This is a genomic window from Micromonospora phaseoli (assembly GCF_900109115.1).
Classification (GTDB): Bacteria; Actinomycetota; Actinomycetes; order Mycobacteriales; family Micromonosporaceae; genus Micromonospora; species Micromonospora phaseoli.
The window spans coordinates 254,114-271,192 of the sequence record NZ_FNYV01000007.1 but is presented as its reverse complement, the minus strand read 5'-3'; the positions used below and the strand labels follow the sequence as shown (position 1 = coordinate 271,192).

Sequence of the window (17,079 nt, the reverse complement as noted above, 5' to 3'; positions counted from 1 at the left end):
GGAAGGGGCCCTTTACCTACACCAGGCGTTAATAAGGGCCCCCTCCTTGCATCTCAGCTGAACGGGGTGGGGGTGATGCCGGCCTCGATGAGGGCGGCGCGGACCAGTTCTGCGGCGGCCACCGCGCCGGGGCTGTCGCCGTGCAGGCAGATGGACTCCACCGGGCACGGGATGGCGCTGCCGTCGACGGTGACCGCCACCCGCTCGGTGGCCATCCGCACCGCTCGCCTGGCCACCTCCGGTGGGTCGGTGACCAGCGCGTCGGGCGAACTACGCGGCACCAGTCGGCCGTTGGGCAGGTAGTTGCGGTCGGCGAAGCCCTCGGCCACCACCCGTATTCCGGCCCCCTGGGCGAGCTGGGCCAGCACCGAGCCGGGCGGGCAGAGCACCGGCAGGTCCCGGTCGTAGTCGTTGAGCGCGGCCACCAGGGCCGCCGCTTGCGTCTCGTCGCACGCGGCGGCGTGGTAGAGCGCGCCGTGCGGCTTGAGGTAGCGGATCCGGGTGCGGTAGGCCCGGCAGAACGCGTCGAGCGCGCCGAGCTGGTACAGGACGTCGTCGCGCAGCTCCGCGAAGTCGTACGCGATGTGCCGTCGGCCGAAGCCGGCGAGGTCCCGGTAGCCGACCTGGGCCCCCACGGCGACTCCTCGCTCGGCGGCGGCTGCGCAGACCCGGCGCATCGTGGCGGGGTCGCCGGCGTGGAAGCCGCATGCGACGTTGGCGGAGGTGACCAGGTCCAGCAACGCCTCGTCGTCGCCGAGACGCCAGATGCCGAATCCCTCGCCGAGGTCAGCGTTGAGGTCCATGAAACCTCACCGTAGTGCCTGGGCGGGCCTGCGCGAGCGGGGTCACGTCGTCCAGCACCGCGATGACCGGGTAACCACCGGTGGTGGGATGGTCGGCCAGGAAGATCAACGGCTGGCCGTCGGCCGGCACCTGCACCGCGCCGAGGACGAGCCCTTCGCTGGGCAGTTCCCCGGCGACCGCGCGGGGCAGCGGTGCGCCGGTCAGTCGCGCGCCGACCCGGTTGCTCAGCGGGCTCACCTGGTACGCCGTGCCGAGCAACCGGTCCAGTGCGGCCGGAGTGAACCAGTCGTGTCGTGGGCCGAGCCGCACGGCGAGACGGAGTTCCGCCGGGGGTGCGACCGGCACGGTGAGGTCGATCGGGGCGGGTGGGCCGACCGGCGTGCCCAGCGGAAGCAGGTCGCCGTCGCGCAGCGGTGCCGGCCCGATCCCGGCGAGGGTGTCGGTGGCCCGGCTGCCCAGTACCGGGGCGACGGCGATTCCGCCGGCCACCGCGAGCCAGCAGCGCACACCCCGTCGGGCGGGGCCGATCCGGAGCACCGCCCCCGCCGGTACGGCCAGCGGGCGGCCGACGTCGCCGGGCCGTTGACCGACTCGCACGTCGGCCTCGGCCCCCACCACGGCGACCGTGGTGGCCCGGGTCGGCCGCAGGTCGCAGCCGGTCAACGTGATCTCCAGTCCGGCGGCGGACTCCGGGTTGCCGACCAGCCGATTGGCCAGCCGGAGCGCCGCCGGGTCGAGCGCACCGGATCGGGGTACCCCCAGGTGCGCCCAGCCCGGCCGCCCCAGATCCTGCACGGTGGTGAGCACCCCGGCACGAAGCACCTCGACGGCGGCGTCAGCAAGGTTGACGGGCTCGGGGGCGGCGGGCTCGGTCATGCGGGCGCCAGCCGGACCCGGATGCCGGGGCTGAGCCGGGCCGGCGGATCGGCGTGTATGTCGAACAGCGTCAGCGTGGTACGCCCGACCAGGAGCCAGCCGCCGGGCGACGCGGTCGGGTAGATCCCCGCGTACGGGCCGGCCAGGCCGACCGAGCCGACCGGCACCCGGGGACGTGGGGTGGCCAACCGGGGTACGGCCAGTTCGGCAGGCAGGCCGGTCAGGTAGCCGAAGCCGGGGGCGAAGCCGCAGAACGCCACCCGGAACTCGGTCTGCCGCAGGCGGCGCACGACGGCCGGCACGTCCACCTGCCAGTGTTCGGCGACTCGGGGCAGGTCTTCACCGTCGAAGACCACGGGTACCTCGACGAGGTCGGTGCCGGAGTTGCCGGGGGCACTGGTGGTGGCTGGCCGCCAGGCTTCGATCCGGGTGGCCGTGGTGACCGGATCCGGTAGGCCGTCCAGCAGCACGGTGGTGGCCGCCGGCACGATCTCGGTGGCGATCAGTTCGCCCTGGTCCCGGCGGCGCCAGAGCTCCGCCCGCCACGCCTCCACCACCACGGCGACGTCCGCCCCGGATGCCCTCGCCGGTTCGGTGTGGCCGGCCCCCACCGGCTCGGCGAGATCAGCCCCCGCCGGCCCGGTGCGGCTACCCGGGGCCGCCGGCCGGAGAGCCGCCGGCTCGGGCGGGGCCACGGCGAAGTCGAGCAGGAGGGCGTGTGCGCCGACCGGTCTGATCCGCATCCCGCCATCCTCCTCCGACCGGGGACACGTGCGCGTCGTCCGCTGGTCGGACAGGGTGACCTGTTGCACTACCCGAAAGTAACCTACGGTGTCGTAACCTAAGGACGTGACCACCTCAGCACGCCCCCGGCTCAAGCCGGTCGACATCGGGAAACCCCGGATGCGCGGCTGGCTGCACACGTACGCGTTCTTCGTCGCCCTGGTCTGCGGCATCGTGCTCTGCTCGATCGCCGCCACCCGCCCCGGCTGGACACCCCTGGTCAGCTCAGCCGTCTACAGCCTCACCGTCTGCGGTCTCTTCGGCACCAGCGCGCTCTACCACCGTCGGGTGTGGTCGACGCGCGGCTACGCGGTCATGCGCCGGATGGACCACTCGATGATCTTCCTGTTCATCGCCGGCACCTACACACCGTTCTGCCTGCTGCTGCTGGAGACCCGTGCCGCCGTGATCATGCTCTCGGTGGTCTGGGGCGGCGCCCTGGCCGGGGTGGCGCTCAAGCTGGTCTGGCCGCACGCCTCCCGCTGGATCTCCGCGCCGCTGTACGTCGCCCTCGGTTGGGTGTCGGTGGCGATGCTGCCCGACATCCTCCACCAGGGCGGGGTGACCGCGCTGGTGCTGCTCAGCGTGGGCGGTGCGATCTACACAGTCGGAGCGGTCTTCTACGCTCTCCGCCGTCCCAACCCGTGGCCCACCGTCTTCGGGCACCACGAGTTCTTCCACGCCTGCACCCTGGTCGCCGCGGTCTGCCACCACATCGCGATCTACTTCGCGCTGTTCGCCTGAGCCGAGCGCACAACGCAAGCGGGGTGACGGGCACGCCCGTCACCCCGCTTGGTCCGTTCGTCGAAGGTCAGACCGTCGGGCCGGGCCGACGCACCTCGCGGTACTCCTGCACCACCCGGTCTTCCTGGACCGGCACGGCACGGTCGGCGACCACCCGCTCCTCACGCACCGGAGCGACAGCCGGACGCCGGCGCGAATTCCAGAAGTACAGGGTCGTGATCAGCCCGGCGACTCCGGCGAGCATCAGCACCCAGCCGACGACGCTCAGGTCGAGCCAGCCGACCTCCGCCTCCACCGCGAACGCGAAGATCGCGCCCAGCGCGATCAGGAAAATGCTGCCACCGATACCCATCTCGTCGTCTCCTTGGCTGTCGAAGCTGGCATTTCACTCCGCCGCGGCCACGGATGAGGTTGCGGCACCGATGGACTTACCCCGGCACGGAGATCGCCAATCGGGCAAGCTTGGGACATGACAGACAGCCCGGTGGATGGACGGACCCTCGTGCTGCTGCGGCACGCCAAGGCCGAACAGCCCACAGCGGACGCTCCCGACATGGAGCGTCCACTGGCCGTCCGAGGGCGCGCCGACGCTGCGGCAGCCGGCGCCTGGCTGGCCCGGCACAGTCTGCTGCCGGACGTGGTGCTCTGCTCCACGGCCCTGCGCACCCGGCAGACCTGGCACCAGGTGGAGATGGGGATGACCGGCTCACCGCCGGAGGGCGGCCCCGCCGGACCGGCACCGGTGGTCCGCTACGAACCGGACGCGTACGAGGCACACCCGGAGGACCTGCTCACCCTGGTCCGACGGGTGACACCGACCGCGACGACGGTGCTGCTGATCGCCCACAACCCGGGCATCTCGCTGCTGTCCGAGCTGCTCGATCCGCTCCACTCCGCCCCGGACGGGCTGCGTACCAGCGACCTGGTGGTGCACCGGACAGCGACGCCGTGGGCGGAGCTGGGCCGTGGGGCGGCCGGGATCGACGCACGGCACACCGCACGCGGCTAGCGTGCGGTGTGCGGTGGTGCGCTCGGCTGACGCGCCGGCTCAGCTCGGTGGTGCGGTCGGTGGTGGCGGGTCGGGAGGCGGCGGCATCATCGCGGTCGGATGCGAGAGCCGGTTCTCCTCCACGATCAGTGTCCGGGCCCGCTTGCGACGGTCCTGCCAGAACCAGAGCGTGGTGAGCAGGAAGGCCAGTCCGGCCAGGATGAAGACCCAGCCGACCGCCCGCAGGTCGATCCACCAGACGTTGGCCCGGATGGCGAAGGTCAGGATCGCGCCGATCGCGATCAGGAAGATCCCACTACCAATGCCCATGTGCGCGGCACTCCCCCGTGCGGTTGCTCTGGGCGTACTCGGACTGGTCCGCTTCGGTTACCCGTCAGCCGCTCCGTTACCCCCACCAGCTGCCAGCGGAACACCCTGGACCGGGCCCGGGCAGTGGCGGACGGACGTCAGCTGTTCGACCCGAACCACCCGGGCCTCTCGCCACGGCTGGCCGCCCGATCCTCCGACTCTGTCGGCCGGATCGCCGCCAGTTCGATGGTCGCCGACGCCGGGTCCTCGGTCGTCGGCCCGGGTGCGGACTCCGCTGCGCCGGCTCCACCGGGCCTCTGGTCGGGCGCTGCGCCCTGCCCGGACCGGCCGTCGACCCTCGGCGTCGTGCCGGTGGATGCCCGGAATCGTACGGTCGCATCCATGTCGTGCCGCTGGATCCGTTCCGTGCCGGGTGGGTCGGCCTGCCGGGGAATTCGGGTCGGCCGGGGGCCACCGGCCGCGGCAGGGCCGTCGTCCTTGCGTGGCGCGCCGGTCGACCGGCTGGCCAGATGCGCGTCGCGCAGCACCCTCGGGATCTCCATGGTGATGTCGCCGACCCGGTCCGGGCTGCGTACCTCCTGGACGGGATCGGGCCGGTCCGGGGCACCGGCCGGCGCGGAGGCGATCACGCGGAGGTCCCGCCGCCACAGGGCGATCGGCGCCAGGCAGATCAGCAGCGCGACGACCGGCCAGAGCAGCGCTGCGGGGCTGGCGTAGTCGCGGACGAACGCGACGACGATCGCCGCCACCAGCACCGCCAGCCATCCCAGGTGGGCCCGGAACGTGTACAACCCGTCGCTGCTGCTGTGCGTGCCCTTCGGGGTGACCACGAACCGGGCTGGCCGACGCAGCCACGTGCTGACCAGCTGCCCGGCGTAGATCGGTGCCGAAATGATCGACATCAACATGCCCTTGAGGCCGCGCGAGCCGGGCGGTTCGTACGGACTGACGTTGTACTGCCGGTTGTACAGGTAGAGCCAGAGGGAGAAGGCCGTGGCGTCGGTGTACAGGGCGAACCACAGCTGCGGGGAGATGGTCATGCCGGTGACCCCGAGTGCCAGGAACAGCAACGCGTTGACGATGCCGAGCAGCCAGCCGATCGCCATCGACGGGTAGAACGTCGTGATCAGCGTGTAGTGCAGCATGCCGCCGACGGAGAGTCGGGGGAAGCGCAGCCAGTAGCGGCCGAAAAGCAGCTCGAAGGTGCCGCGCGACCAGCGGCGCTGCTGGGAGAAGTAGTCGCTCCAACTGGACGGACCGTCGCCGGCGGAGAGTACGTCGGGAGTGTAGACCGACTTCCACCGCCGGCCGGTGACCCGGTTGCGGGTGGTGTGCACGGCCAGGCCGGTGGCCATGTCCTCGGTGATGGAGTCGCTGAGCCCGCCGACGTCCCGCAACGCCCGGATCCGGATCGCGTTGTTGGTGCCGACCAGCATCGACGTGCCGTACGTGTTGGCCGCCCGTTGGATCACACTGTGGAACGGGAACTGCTGCGACTCGGCGGCGCGGGTCACGAACGCCTCGCCGTTCTTGTAGCACTGCGGACCGACGACGTAGGCGACGTCCGGGTCACGGAAGTAACCGAGAATTCGTTCGGCGAAGTTGGCCAGTGGGACGTGGTCGGGGTCGACCGAGAGGAACACGTCGTACCCGCCGCCGTGCGCGTCGACCCAGGCGTTGTAGTTGCCGTGCTTGGTCCTGGCCCGAAATGGACCGCGCGCCTGGTTGTAGCCGTCCACGCCCTTACGGGTGAAATGCCGGACACCCAACTCCGCGCACATCGCCTTGACGTCCGGGTCGTCGCCCTCGTCGAGCAGCCAGACGTCGAACACGCCCCGATGACGGATGCGTTTGGCGGCGCGCAGCGTGTCTCGCACCACCGCAATCGGCTCCTTGCTCGGCACGATCGTGGTGAGGAAAGCGACCTTCAGCCCGGCGGGTGGCGTCACCGGGATCGGGTCCCGGGCGATGACCGAGGCGAGCGAGAGTGACAGGACGTTGATCAGTCGTAACGACTCGACGAGAATGATCGAGCAGATGACGAAGATGTTCGCCACCCGGGCCACCTCCGCGACCGGCCCCGGATTCGTGTCGGCGAGATGGCCGGGCTGAAACAGCCAGATGAGAAAGAACACCTCGAAGCAGATGTTCGCCAACGCGATGCCGACCGCGGTCACGATCCGCCGGTTCCCGGTCACCCGGTGCATGCTGCGGTAACGCACCCGATATGGCTGGCCGGCCGGCGGCTCGGTCAACGGGCCGGCGATTCTGCTGAACGCCTCGAGCCGGGCCCAGGATCGCCCGTATACCGGAATCTCGAAGGGATCGGTCACCGGTACAAGCCCTGCCATCCTGCTCACATTGCCGCCGGCCCCATGCCCTGGCCGACGGTTCAGCGCGATGGTACGGCAACCTGGTTTCAGTTTCAGATCGGCTGGTTGAGCTAGTCTCGGCGGTGCGTTACGCCCGCAACGGAGGACAAACGGTGCTGTTTTCGCTGCCCCGCTGGTCGGTGCTCGCCCTACCCGCGGTAGCGGCTCTGCTGGTGTCGGCTGGGTGTGGGCGTCCGGAGGCTGCGCCGGAGCCGGAGCCGACCACCGGAGCCAGCGCCGAGCAAGCCCGACCGAGCGCGCCGGTACCCCTGGCCGGTGCGACGCTCTTCGTCGACCCGAACGGTGCCGCAGCCGAACAGGTCGCCACGTGGCAGAGCGCCGGACGGACCGACGACGCCGACCGGATTCGGCGGATCAGCGAGCAACCCGCGGCAGTCTGGATCACCAGCGACACGTCGCAGGTGACGGCGGCGGTCGACGCGGTGCTGAGCCGGGCCACCGATGCCGGCCAGATGCCGGTGCTGGTGGCCTATCACATCCCGGGCCGCGACTGCGGCAGCTTCAGCGGTGGCGGCGCCCTTGACGGCGACGACTACCGGGCATGGATCCGCGGCTTCGCGGCGGGGGTCGACGGCCGGCCGGTGACGGTGATCGTCGAACCGGATGCGGTGGCGCACAGCCTGGACAAGTGTGACGGCAGCAGTGACCGGCTCGCGCTGCTCGCCGAGGCGGTCACCGTGCTCAAGCAGACCGGCACCGCACAGGTCTACCTCGACGCCGGCCACCCCCGGTGGGTTCGCGACGTGTCCCGGCTGTCGACGGCGCTACGCGGGGCCGGGATCGAGCAGGCCGACGGCTTCGCGCTCAACGTATCGAACTTCATCCGTACGTCGGAGAACGTCGACTATGGCCGGCAGTTGTCCGACGCGCTCGGTGGGCGTACCCGATTCGTCGTCGACACCAGCCGCAACGGCGCCGGGCCGGCCGGCGGCGCGACGGTCGACGGCGGTCCGGCCTGGTGCAATCCGCCAGGACGCCGACTCGGTGCGGCACCGACCACCTCGACCGGCCTGGATCGCGTCGACGCGCTGCTGTGGATCAAGCGACCGGGCGAGTCCGACGGCGCGTGCCGACCCGGCGAGCCGGCAGCCGGCCAGTGGTGGTCCGAGTACGCCCTCCAACTGGCCGGCGACTGACGACGGTCAGGACACCATCACCGGTACGCCGACCGACGGCACCCCGTCCGAATCGACGGCGAACAGCAGGTACGGCCCGGACAGCAGGACCCCCGCCTTACGCGGCATCTTCAGCTCCAGCCCTTGCGGCCCTGCGGTGAACTCGACCGCCACCGAGCGCTGCTCGTTGTTGAGCATGTGGGTGGCGGCACCCGGCCGGATCAGCCGGATCTTGTCGATCCGGTCCGCGTCGGGGCTGGTGACGGTGATCTGCTGCCCCCGCTTCACCTCCGATGGCACGGCACCGATCTCCGGACGGTCGCCACGGAAGAGGTACGGCGGCGAGTACAACTCCAGCCGCTGCTCGAATTCACCGCTGATGCTGTTCTTGGCATCACGGAACAGGGGATCCGAGCCGACGGTCAGCACCCGCCCGTCGGGCAGCAGCAGCGCCGCCGCGTGGTAGTTGCGGCCGACGCGCGGGTCGGCGGCGACGGCAAGGGTGTTGGACTCCGGGTGGTAGATCCGTGCGGTGTGGTTGTCGCTGTCGCTGCGGCCCCGGTAGTCGCTGGATCCGTTGGTGATCAGGGTGGTGTCGTCCGGCAACTGCACCAGGTTCGGGTAGCGGGTGTTCTCCGGCAGGTCAGGGCCGGGGGTGAACCTCGGGTCGGGGCTGTCCAGGTCGATGATGTCGATCCGGTCGGTGGACAGTTCGGACTCTCCGACGCCACCCCCGCCGACGACCATGATCCGCTGCTGCTGGACCGGACCGACCCAGGCGCTCATGCTGGTTTCCAGTTGGTCGGTGTCGCGCAGCCCTTCGACCTCGGTGAACGAGTTGTCACTCAGATCCCAGAAACCCGGATCACGGCCCTGCTCCTCCGGACCGTATCCGGCATTCGAGCCGCTGTAGAACAGCACATCCGACGCCGCGGTCTGGAAGAGGCTGGGGTAGGTCGGGAAGTAGCGCTTCAGGTCGGGCCGCAACGTCCAGCTCTTGGTGCCCGGGTCATAGATCTCGTTCTGCGTACCGTCGAGGATCCGGCCGCTGCCGTCGAGACCAGAGACGGTCAGCACCCGACCGTCGGGCAGTCCGGTCAGCGTCGGGTACCAACGCTTCTCGAACATGTCGTCGACCCGTTCGTAGCGCTCGGTCCACGGGTTGAACTCGTACGCGTCGGCCAGGCCCTGATAGTCCTGCTTCTCCATGGTGATGGCGTCGGCGAGGCCATAGATGTTCTCCGCGTCGGCGCCGACCAGGGCGTTCAACCGGTACTGGGTCTGCCGGTCGACGATGTACTCGTCACCGAAGCCGGCCGCGTCGACCCAGATCGCGGTCTCGCTGGCGGTGACGGTCACCCGCTCGGCGGGGTGGTCAGGGTCGGCGTGGTCCGGATCGTGGTCGGTGTCCCCGGGCTCGATCTCCTCGACCGTCTTGGTGGCCGGCGGGACCACGAAGTCGTGGCCGGCGGTGTAGCGCCGGCCGTCGGGGGCGACGAATTCGGTGCCCTTGACGAAGTTGCGCGGGCTGCCGTTCGGGGACTCGTTCTTGACCACCATGGTCCCGCCGGCGCGTTCGACGTCCTCTTCGAGGACCTCGTAGCGCTGGGTGCCGCCGGCGACGAGCAGGTTTCCGTCGGGCAGGAATGCGTGTCCGGCGCAGAACACGTCCACCGGGGTGGGCACCTGTTCGGTGGCGTTGGTCGCCGGATCGAACAGCAGCGTACGGAAGGTGCCGGCGTCGAACTGGTCGCGGACGTTGCCTGACCCGGCCACCAACAGCACCTTGCCGGTGGGCAGCAGCGCCGCATGGATGGCGTTGACCCGCCGGTCTTCCGGCAGCTCGAGAACCTGCCAGAAGCCGTGCTCGCGCTGGTACTCGGCACTATTGATCTTGCGCTCGTGCAGCCAGTTGCTGGAGAAGTTGTACAGCGGTGGGACGTTGGCGGTGAGCAGGATCGACACGCCGACGACGGGGAGCACCACCCGCTGCCGCAGGCTCTGACCGGTTGGCCACTTCACGCGCTGCAGACTAACGCTCCGGCCACCTTGACGGACATCGGCCCGGTCACCGTCGACCGACGGCCAGGGCGGCCGACGGGCCTCAGCCCGTCGGCCGCCCGGCGTTGCGGCCGGGTCAGAACGCCTCCTCCGGGAGGTCCATGACGTCCAGGTCGGTGCCCTCGATGATCCGGCGGTCGGCGCCGATGCGGGGCAGCACCTCGCGAGCGAAGAACCGGGCAGCGGCCACCTTTCCGGTGTAGAACGCCTTGTCGGCGGCCGAGACCTCGCCGGCCAGCGCCTTGAGCGCCACGTCGGCCTGCTTCTGCAGCAGCCAGCCGACCACCAGGTCACCGATGGCCAGCAGGAACCGTCGGCTGCCCAGCCCGACCTTGTAGATGGCGCGGGTGTCGCCGCCCTGCGCCTCGCCCAGCCAACCGGTCATCACCCCGAGGATGGTCTGGATCTCGGCGAGCGCCCTGCCGAGCGCCTGACGCTCCTCCTTGAGCTGGCCGTTGCCGGCCTCGGTGGCGATGAACTCCTGGATCTCGCCGGAGACCGCCATCAGGGCCTTGCCGTTGTCCCGGACGATCTTCCGGAAGATCAGGTCGAGGCTCTGGATTGCCGTGGTGCCCTCGTACAGCGTGTCGATCTTCGCGTCTCGGACGTACTGCTCCAGCGGGTAGTCCTGCAGGAAGCCGGAGCCACCGAAGGTCTGCAGCGACTCGTGCCCGAGCAACTCGTACGCCCGCTCCGAGCCGACCCCCTTGACCAGCGGGAGCAACAGGTCGTTGACCCGCTTGGCCAGCTTGGTGGCCTTCTCGTCGCCGGCCGCCTCGGCGATGGCGACCTTGTCCTGCCAGGAGGCGGTGTACAGGACCAGCGCCCGCAGGCCCTCGGCGTACGACTTCTGCAGCAGCAACGAACGACGCACGTCCGGGTGGTGGGTGATGCTCACCCGGGGAGCGGTCTTGTCCGTCTGCTGGGCCAGGTCGGCGCCCTGCACCCGGTTCTTCGCGTACTCCAGGGCGTTCAGGTAACCGGTGGAGAGGGTGGCGATCGCCTTGGTGCCGACCATCATCCGGGCGTACTCGATGATCATGAACATCTGCCGGATGCCGTCGTGCCGCTCGCCCAGCAGCCAGCCCTTGGCCGGTACGCCGTGCTCGCCGAAGGTCACCTCGCAGGTGTTGGAGACCTTCAGGCCCATCTTGTGCTCGACGTTGGTGGCGTAGACGCCGTTGCGCTCGCCCAGCTCACCGGTGTTCTCGTCGAAGTGGTACTTCGGCACCACGAAGAGCGACAGGCCCTTCGTGCCCGGGCCGCCCACGCCCTCCACACCGACCGGACGGGCCAGCACGTAGTGCACGATGTTGTCGCTCAGATCGTGCTCACCCGAGGTGATGAAGCGCTTGACGCCCTCGATGTGCCACGAGCCGTCCGGCTGCTGGATGGCGCGGGTGCGACCGGCGCCGACATCCGAGCCGGCGTCCGGCTCGGTGAGCACCATCGTCGAGCCCCACTGCCTGTCGATGAAGAGCTTGGCCCACTTCTTCTGCTGCTCCGTGCCCTCGACGTGCAGCACGTGCGCGAAGGAGGGGCCGGAGGCGTACATCCAGACGGGGGCGTTCGAGCCGAGCACCAGCTCGGCGAGCGCCCACCACAGCGCCCGGGGGGCGTTGGTTCCGTCCAGCTCCGGGGGGAGGTCCAGGCGCCAGAACTCGGACTCCATGAACGCCTGGTACGACTTCTTGAACGACTCCGGCAGCGGCGCGGAGTGCGTGGCCGGGTCGAAGACCGGTGGGTTGCGGTCACTGTCCTGGTAGCTGGCGGCCAGGTCTTCCCGAGCCAGGCGGTCGACCTCGGCGAGGAAACTCCGCGCGGTGTCGATATCCAGGTCGGAGTACGGCTCCTGGCCGAACGCCCGGTCCGCTCCGAACACCTCGAACAGGTTGAACTCGAGGTCCCGAAGGTTGCTCTTGTAGTGGGTCATGTCGCTGGCCCCGCTTCCGGACAGGTGTTACCGATCAGTAACCCAACTCTATTACTCACGGGTAGGCAGCGACAACCCGCACCCGGAAGTGACAGCAATTACACACCTGCGGTTCGGGTTCTGGTAAGCGGGCGTCGCCGACACCGGGCCGGGGCCGGCCTCACCCCTCGGCCGCACCGACTTCCCAGCTCGGCACCGCCGCCGTCGCCGTGCTCGGCGAGCCCGTGTACTCCATCAGGACCAGCGCGATGTCGTCGTCGAGCCGGCCGTGCACCCACTCGACCAGAGCGGTCTCCAGTGAGGCGAGCCCGTCGCCGACCGTGCCGTGCCCGAGCAGCCGCCAGGCGCGATCGGCGGTGGGAAAGAACTCGCCGTCCCGCCGCGCCTCGCCGAGCCCATCGGTGAACAGCAGCAGGCGGTCGCCGGGCTCCAGCCGTTCCACTCTCGGCCGGACCACCGGCATGAAGCCCAGCGGGGGTGCCGGCGCCGGCGGTTCGAGCGGGATAACCGCGCCGCGACGCAGCAACAGCGGAGCCGGGTGTCCGCAGTTGACGATGGTGAGCGTGCCGCCCCGCTCCTCCACCAGCGCCGCGGTGACGAAGTCCTCATCACCGACGTTGCGGGCCACCGCCCGGTCCAGGTCCGTCACCACGGCACGCAGGTCGGACCGCTCATACGCGACATGCCGGTACGAACCAAGCACGATGCTCGCCAGCCGGACCGCCTCCAGGCCCTTGCCACGTACGTCACCGATGATCATGCGCACGCCGTACGGCGTGTCGATCGCCTCGTACAGATCGCCACCGATCTCGGCGGTGGCGGTCGACGAGATGTACCGTCCGGCCACCGACAACGCACCGACCCGGGGACCGAGCGGACGCAGCACCGCCTGCTGTGCGACCGTCGCGAGCTTCGACAGCTCGGCGATCTGCTCCGCCTGCCGTTGCCGCACCGCCGCCACCGCCGCCGCGATGCCGGTGCCCAACGCGATGCCGGCGACGGCGACCGCCGTGGAGAGCGAGACGGTCCGCTCGGCCAGGGCGAAGGCCGCGCCGAGCACGGACGCGGCAGCGCCGACGCCGAGCACGATCCGCCAGGAGGCCAGCGCCGCGGCCAGGAACGGTGCGGCCACCATCAGCGCGATGTAGTTCGCCGCGCGCCCGTCCGCCAGCTCGACCGCCGAGACGATCGCGAGCAGGACAAGAGCCGCGCCGAGGCCGGCGCGGGATCCGGGGCTCAGCGGGCCACGGCCCGGCTGGAGGAGTTGGGTGCGTACATCCGACAGCATGCCCGATGGACCTGAGCGAAAGAACAAACCTGGCCTGTCGGACGACACTGTTTTGACCGCGAAGATCACGGCTCGGAGCCGATCGCCGCGCGACACGGGCTCAGCCAAGCACCTCGTAGCGAACTTCGATGTGGCCGAGGTCGAGCGAGGCGATCTCGGCGAACGCGGCCCGCGACAGGTCCAGGCAGCGCCCGTCGATGAACGGGCCTCGGTCGTTGATCCGGACGGTGATCGACTTGCCGTTGTCCGGGTTGGTCACCCGGACCTTGGTGTCGAACGGCAGAGTCTTGTGGGCGGCCGTCAACCCCTCCGGATTGAACGTCTCGCCGTTCGCGGTCATCTGCCCCTGCCAGTAGAAGGAGGCGCCGCAGGAACCGGTCTGCACCACCGGCCGGGCCGTCGTCTTCTTGGCCGTCGGCTTCGGCGTCGGGCTCGCCGTACGCTCCTTGCTCCGGGACGCCGCCTGCGCCGTGCGGCTCGGCGTCGGGCTCGCCGTCGCACTCGGCGAGGCGCTGACGCTGGCGCTGGCGCTGGCACTCGGCGAGGCGGTCGGCGAACCGGTCGTCAGATCGCTCGCCCCGATACTCGGCGAGAGGTCGATCGCGGCCGGCCGTACCGGGTCCGATCCGGCGGTCAGCTGGACGGCGCCGACGGTACCTCCGACAGCGAGCGCGACGGCCACCACAGCGCTGGCCGCGAGACCGGCCGGCGAGGTGATCCTGCGGGTACGGGAGTGCCTACCAGTCACCGGCCCGGTCCTTTCCTCAACGGATCAAATCGGGTCGGACCATAACGAGAGAAGCACTTCCGAAGTCAACGTGATCATGATGGTATGACCGCAATTGCGGGGATACGTGAAGCCGATCATCCGACCCGAGGTGGGCCGGGCGGCCCGGTGCTCGCCGTCGCGCTGGCGCAGGATGGTGGCATGCCCGCTGCGCTGAAGAATCGCCTGGTCGAGCTGTTCGCCTGGATCGATCCGGGGCCGGGCGCGAGCCACCTGGTCAGCGACATCTCCGGTTGGTGGCGTGACCCCGCGACGCTCGCCGCGCTGGGGCCGGCGCTGGTCGACCCGTTCCGGGCGGCCCGACCCACGGTGGTCGTCTCCCCGGCCGTCACCGGATACCTCCTCGGGCCACTGGCGGCCACCGCCCTCGGCGTGGGGTTCGTGCCAGCACACAAGCCGGGCGACGGAAGACTGCCCGCCGGCTCCCTGACCTGGGCGCAAAGCCCGCCCGACTTCCGCGGCCGGCACGTCGATCTCGCGGTTCGGGACCGGCACCTCGGTCCCGGCGACCGGGTGCTGGTGGTGGACGACTGGGTGGCCACCGCCGCTCAGGCACGCGCCCTCTACGACATCTGCACCAAGCGGGGCGCCGAACCGGTGGGCACCTCCGCCGTGGTGGTCGACTGCCCGCCGGCCGTGGCCGACGAACTGCGCATCACCGGCCTGCTCACCACCGCCGACCTCGGTTGAAGGAAGGGCCCCTTATTAACGCCTCCGGTATAGGAGGGGCCCCTTATTAACACCTGCCACCGACGCGCGGGACCGCCCCGGCCGGCGGGGCAGGGTCCCTGGCGAGGGTGGCCGGGTCAGCGGACGAAGTTCTCCACCACGGTGCAGACCTGGCCCAGCGCCTCCGCGGAGTGGGCCAGCGGCCCCGGCACCATGAGCGCGTGATCGGCGGCCGGGATCTCCAGCACGTGCGGCGTCAGCTGCCGAGCGATCGCGCCGTCCCAGGACGAGTCGGCGGTGCCGCCGACCAGGATGAACGGCGCGGTGGCCCGCCGTAGTGCGTCGATCACCTCGCCGCGGTGCAGCAACGGAGTGAGCCAGACGGCGGGCAGCCCACGGCTGGCCGCGAGCGGCGCGGCGAGCGTGCCGAGCGACTTGCCGACCAACAGGTCCGTCCGCTCGGTCAGGGCAGGGGAGACCTCATCGCACACCCACCGGCCGATGGTGTCGATGTCAAAGTGCTCCGGCACCTGCCAGGAGATCCCGTGCAGCCCGAACCCGGCCCGGCGCAGCGCCTCCCCCAGATAGAGGAACAGGGGGTACCGGGTGTCGTATCCGCGTCCCGGAATGAGCACCGCGCGTCGGTCCGCCATGGACGTCTCCTTCTCGTCGAGCATCGACCGTACCCTCCTGCTGACCGTCATGGGACGGCCGATGCGCCACCGGGCGTCAGGACCTGGCGGTAACCTCGGCGAGATGTGGCCACAGATCGGCGGACTCCGCACGCTCGCCCTCGGCACTCCGGGTGAGCTTCGAGCGAACCTCAACACCCTGGTGCTGGCCGGCGTGAAGACCGCGACCGCCGGCCTGCTCGACGAGTACGCCGAACAGGGCGAGGAGTTGGAGCAGGTCGGCGAGCGGCTGGCCCTCGTCGACGACCACGACGCCCTGGTGGGTGTCGTGCAGGTGACCGGGGTGGAGGTGACCCGCTTCGCCGAGGTCCGGTGGGATTTCGCCCGCGCCGAGGGAGAGGGCGACCGGTCGATCGAGGAGTGGCGGGCCGGACACGCCGCCTACTGGGCTCGCGTCGGCACCCCGGTCACCGACGACAGCGAGATCGTCTGCGTACGCTTCCGGCTGGTCTCCGCCGGCGACGGCGGCGCCGGCGACCTCGGCACCTGAGCCGGCGGGGCCGCGCCCGAGGTTCAGCCGCGCAGTTCGGGCAGCAGGCGGGTGGCGACGTCGACCAGGACGGCCTCGTCACCGGCGTACCAACTGCTCTCCCGGGGCCAGTGCGTGATCACGTCGGTGAAGCCCAGCGCCGCGGCGCGGCCGACCTGGTCGGCGAAGAACTGCGCACTGCTCAGAGAGAAGACGGGTGCCGAATCCAGCGAGAGGTAGCGGTCCAGGCTGGCCGGGTCGCGCCCCTCGGCCGCGAGGAACGCGTCGAGCCGGTTGGCCACTTCACCCACCCCCGCCCACCAGTCAGCCAGGTTGTCCGCGTCCGGACCGGTGGTGACCCAGCCCTGCCCGAACCGGGTGGCAATCCGCATCGAGCGGGGGCCGTTGGCGGCCACCACGAACGGCACCCGGGGCGTCTGGACGCAGCCCGGGTTGTTCCGCGCGTCCACCGCCGCGAACCATCCGCCCCGCCAGGTCGTACCGTCCTCGCGCAGGATCGCGTCGAGCAACTCGGTGAACTCGCCGAACCGGTCCACCCGCTGCCGCGGCGGCAACGTCTCGCCGCCGAGCACGGCCGAGTCGAACCCGATGCCGCCCGCACCAACCCCGAGCAGCACCCGCCCGCCGGAGACGTCGTCGAGCGAGGTCACCTGCCGGGCGAAGGCCGCCGGATGCCGGAAGTTCGGCGACGCGACGAGCGTGCCGAGCCGGATCCGGGAGGTCACCGTCGCTGCTGCGGTCAGCGTGGTCATCGAGTCGAACCAGGGACCGTCGACCAGATCGCGCCAGCCCAGGTGGTCGTACGTCCAGGCGTGGTCGAAGCCCCACTCTTCGGCCTGCCGCCAGCGGTGCTGGGCGGTCGACCAGCGCTGATCGGGCAGGATCACGATGCCAATCCGCATGATCCCAGGGTACGGGGAGCGCTGCGCGCCGGTTCGGTCCGGCCGGCCGAGGAACTCCAGGGGCGACTGGGGCCGGCAGCTCGGCCGCCGACGGTCGCCGCGTTGGCCCAGCCCAGCAACGTGTCCTGACCTGGGCTTGCAGGTGGAGCGGGTGACGGGAATCGAACCCGCACTGTCAGCTTGGGAAGCTGATGTTCTGCCATTGAACTACACCCGCGAGCGGG

General features: G+C 70.5%; 17 protein-coding genes and 1 tRNA gene. 5 read left to right on the top strand and 13 right to left on the bottom strand.

The window, feature by feature from the left end:
- Nucleotides 1–53: 53 nt before the first annotated feature.
- From BMY89_RS19480 to BMY89_RS19470, 3 genes are read right to left on the bottom strand one after another with little or no spacing between them, the layout of a single operon-like run.
- Nucleotides 54–803 carry a LamB/YcsF family protein gene (locus BMY89_RS19480; protein ID WP_092381432.1) on the bottom strand — a complete coding sequence of 250 codons (750 nt, stop codon included), beginning with the start codon at nt 801–803 and terminating at the stop codon, nt 54–56.
- A complete protein-coding gene (locus tag BMY89_RS19475; RefSeq protein ID WP_092381431.1) occupies nt 787–1,680 on the bottom strand; it encodes a 5-oxoprolinase subunit C family protein in 894 nt (297 codons plus the stop codon). Before BMY89_RS19475 ends, BMY89_RS19480 begins: the two co-directional genes overlap by 17 nt.
- On the bottom strand, nt 1,677–2,423 hold the full coding sequence (locus BMY89_RS19470; RefSeq protein WP_092381430.1) for a 5-oxoprolinase subunit B family protein: 747 nt from the start codon (nt 2,421–2,423) through the stop codon (nt 1,677–1,679). Before BMY89_RS19470 ends, BMY89_RS19475 begins: the two co-directional genes overlap by 4 nt.
- Before the next feature lie 106 nt (nt 2,424–2,529).
- Here BMY89_RS19470 and trhA point away from each other — a divergent pair, with 106 nt between their 5' ends.
- Complete coding sequence (gene trhA / locus BMY89_RS19465; protein WP_092381429.1) at nt 2,530–3,207, top strand: PAQR family membrane homeostasis protein TrhA; 678 nt, start codon at nt 2,530–2,532, stop codon at nt 3,205–3,207.
- A 67-nt stretch (nt 3,208–3,274) separates the two neighbouring features.
- On the opposite strand, the gene BMY89_RS19460 is transcribed toward trhA, so the two are convergent.
- On the bottom strand, nt 3,275–3,559 hold the full coding sequence (locus BMY89_RS19460; RefSeq protein WP_092381428.1) for a DUF6458 family protein: 285 nt from the start codon (nt 3,557–3,559) through the stop codon (nt 3,275–3,277).
- Between the two features lie 117 nt (nt 3,560–3,676).
- Here BMY89_RS19460 and BMY89_RS19455 point away from each other — a divergent pair, with 117 nt between their 5' ends.
- A complete protein-coding gene (locus tag BMY89_RS19455; RefSeq protein WP_092381427.1) occupies nt 3,677–4,216 on the top strand; it encodes a SixA phosphatase family protein in 540 nt (179 codons plus the stop codon).
- 39 nt (nt 4,217–4,255) lie between these two features.
- On the opposite strand, the gene BMY89_RS19450 is transcribed toward BMY89_RS19455, so the two are convergent.
- Together BMY89_RS19450 and BMY89_RS19445 are read right to left on the bottom strand one after the other, a co-directional pair.
- Complete coding sequence (locus BMY89_RS19450; protein ID WP_092381426.1) at nt 4,256–4,525, bottom strand: DUF6458 family protein; 270 nt, start codon at nt 4,523–4,525, stop codon at nt 4,256–4,258.
- 137 nt (nt 4,526–4,662) lie between these two features.
- Nucleotides 4,663–6,876, bottom strand: coding sequence for a glycosyltransferase family 2 protein (locus BMY89_RS19445; protein ID WP_092381425.1), 2,214 nt, complete (start codon nt 6,874–6,876; stop codon nt 4,663–4,665).
- A gap of 134 nt (nt 6,877–7,010) precedes the next feature.
- Here BMY89_RS19445 and BMY89_RS19440 point away from each other — a divergent pair, with 134 nt between their 5' ends.
- Nucleotides 7,011–8,054 carry a glycoside hydrolase family 6 protein gene (locus BMY89_RS19440; protein ID WP_232521427.1) on the top strand — a complete coding sequence of 348 codons (1,044 nt, stop codon included), beginning with the start codon at nt 7,011–7,013 and terminating at the stop codon, nt 8,052–8,054.
- A 6-nt stretch (nt 8,055–8,060) separates the two neighbouring features.
- Here BMY89_RS19440 and glxA read toward each other — a convergent pair whose 3' ends face one another.
- The 4 genes from glxA to BMY89_RS19420 form a co-directional block, all read right to left on the bottom strand.
- Nucleotides 8,061–10,055, bottom strand: coding sequence for a radical copper oxidase GlxA (gene glxA, locus BMY89_RS19435; RefSeq protein WP_092381423.1), 1,995 nt, complete (start codon nt 10,053–10,055; stop codon nt 8,061–8,063).
- Nucleotides 10,056–10,170: 115 nt separating this feature from the next.
- Nucleotides 10,171–12,027, bottom strand: a complete 1,857-nt coding sequence (locus tag BMY89_RS19430; protein ID WP_092381422.1) for an acyl-CoA dehydrogenase — start codon at nt 12,025–12,027, stop codon at nt 10,171–10,173.
- 160 nt (nt 12,028–12,187) lie between these two features.
- Nucleotides 12,188–13,315, bottom strand: coding sequence for a PP2C family protein-serine/threonine phosphatase (locus BMY89_RS19425; protein ID WP_092381421.1), 1,128 nt, complete (start codon nt 13,313–13,315; stop codon nt 12,188–12,190).
- A gap of 100 nt (nt 13,316–13,415) precedes the next feature.
- The gene (locus tag BMY89_RS19420; RefSeq protein ID WP_092381420.1) at nt 13,416–14,063 is read right to left on the bottom strand and encodes a septal ring lytic transglycosylase RlpA family protein; all 648 of its coding nucleotides are present in this window, start codon (nt 14,061–14,063) and stop codon (nt 13,416–13,418) included.
- Between the two features lie 180 nt (nt 14,064–14,243).
- Here BMY89_RS19420 and BMY89_RS19415 point away from each other — a divergent pair, with 180 nt between their 5' ends.
- A complete protein-coding gene (locus tag BMY89_RS19415) occupies nt 14,244–14,792 on the top strand; it encodes a phosphoribosyltransferase (RefSeq protein ID WP_092381552.1) in 549 nt (182 codons plus the stop codon).
- 116 nt (nt 14,793–14,908) lie between these two features.
- Here the strand turns inward: BMY89_RS19415 and BMY89_RS19410 are convergent, their stop codons facing one another.
- A complete protein-coding gene (locus tag BMY89_RS19410; RefSeq protein ID WP_092381419.1) occupies nt 14,909–15,424 on the bottom strand; it encodes an alpha/beta fold hydrolase in 516 nt (171 codons plus the stop codon).
- 103 nt (nt 15,425–15,527) lie between these two features.
- Here BMY89_RS19410 and BMY89_RS19405 point away from each other — a divergent pair, with 103 nt between their 5' ends.
- Nucleotides 15,528–15,953, top strand: coding sequence for an ASCH domain-containing protein (locus BMY89_RS19405; protein WP_092381551.1), 426 nt, complete (start codon nt 15,528–15,530; stop codon nt 15,951–15,953).
- Between the two features lie 23 nt (nt 15,954–15,976).
- Here the strand turns inward: BMY89_RS19405 and BMY89_RS19400 are convergent, their stop codons facing one another.
- Both BMY89_RS19400 and BMY89_RS19395 read right to left on the bottom strand, forming a co-directional pair.
- The gene (locus BMY89_RS19400) at nt 15,977–16,855 is read right to left on the bottom strand and encodes an LLM class flavin-dependent oxidoreductase (RefSeq protein WP_092381418.1); all 879 of its coding nucleotides are present in this window, start codon (nt 16,853–16,855) and stop codon (nt 15,977–15,979) included.
- A gap of 143 nt (nt 16,856–16,998) precedes the next feature.
- Nucleotides 16,999–17,072, bottom strand: a tRNA-Gly gene (locus BMY89_RS19395).
- Between the last annotated feature and the right edge of the window lie 7 nt (nt 17,073–17,079).

Bases quoted from the DNA above. Each gene is read 5' to 3' on its own strand.
- BMY89_RS19410 (WP_092381419.1), bottom strand. From the start codon at position 15,424: ATGGCGGACCGACGCGCGGTGCTCATTCCGGGACGCGGATACGACACC.
- BMY89_RS19460 (WP_092381428.1), bottom strand. From the start codon at position 3,559: ATGGGTATCGGTGGCAGCATTTTCCTGATCGCGCTGGGCGCGATCTTC.
- BMY89_RS19480 (WP_092381432.1), bottom strand. From the start codon at position 803: ATGGACCTCAACGCTGACCTCGGCGAGGGATTCGGCATCTGGCGTCTC.
- BMY89_RS19415 (WP_092381552.1), top strand. From the start codon at position 14,244: ATGCCCGCTGCGCTGAAGAATCGCCTGGTCGAGCTGTTCGCCTGGATC.
- BMY89_RS19475 (WP_092381431.1), bottom strand. From the start codon at position 1,680: ATGACCGAGCCCGCCGCCCCCGAGCCCGTCAACCTTGCTGACGCCGCC.
- BMY89_RS19450 (WP_092381426.1), bottom strand. From the start codon at position 4,525: ATGGGCATTGGTAGTGGGATCTTCCTGATCGCGATCGGCGCGATCCTG.
- BMY89_RS19445 (WP_092381425.1), bottom strand. From the start codon at position 6,876: ATGGCAGGGCTTGTACCGGTGACCGATCCCTTCGAGATTCCGGTATAC.
- BMY89_RS19455 (WP_092381427.1), top strand. From the start codon at position 3,677: ATGACAGACAGCCCGGTGGATGGACGGACCCTCGTGCTGCTGCGGCAC.
- BMY89_RS19430 (WP_092381422.1), bottom strand. From the start codon at position 12,027: ATGACCCACTACAAGAGCAACCTTCGGGACCTCGAGTTCAACCTGTTC.
- BMY89_RS19400 (WP_092381418.1), bottom strand. From the start codon at position 16,855: ATGCGGATTGGCATCGTGATCCTGCCCGATCAGCGCTGGTCGACCGCC.
- BMY89_RS19425 (WP_092381421.1), bottom strand. From the start codon at position 13,315: ATGCTGTCGGATGTACGCACCCAACTCCTCCAGCCGGGCCGTGGCCCG.
- BMY89_RS19470 (WP_092381430.1), bottom strand. From the start codon at position 2,423: ATGCGGATCAGACCGGTCGGCGCACACGCCCTCCTGCTCGACTTCGCC.
- BMY89_RS19405 (WP_092381551.1), top strand. From the start codon at position 15,528: ATGTGGCCACAGATCGGCGGACTCCGCACGCTCGCCCTCGGCACTCCG.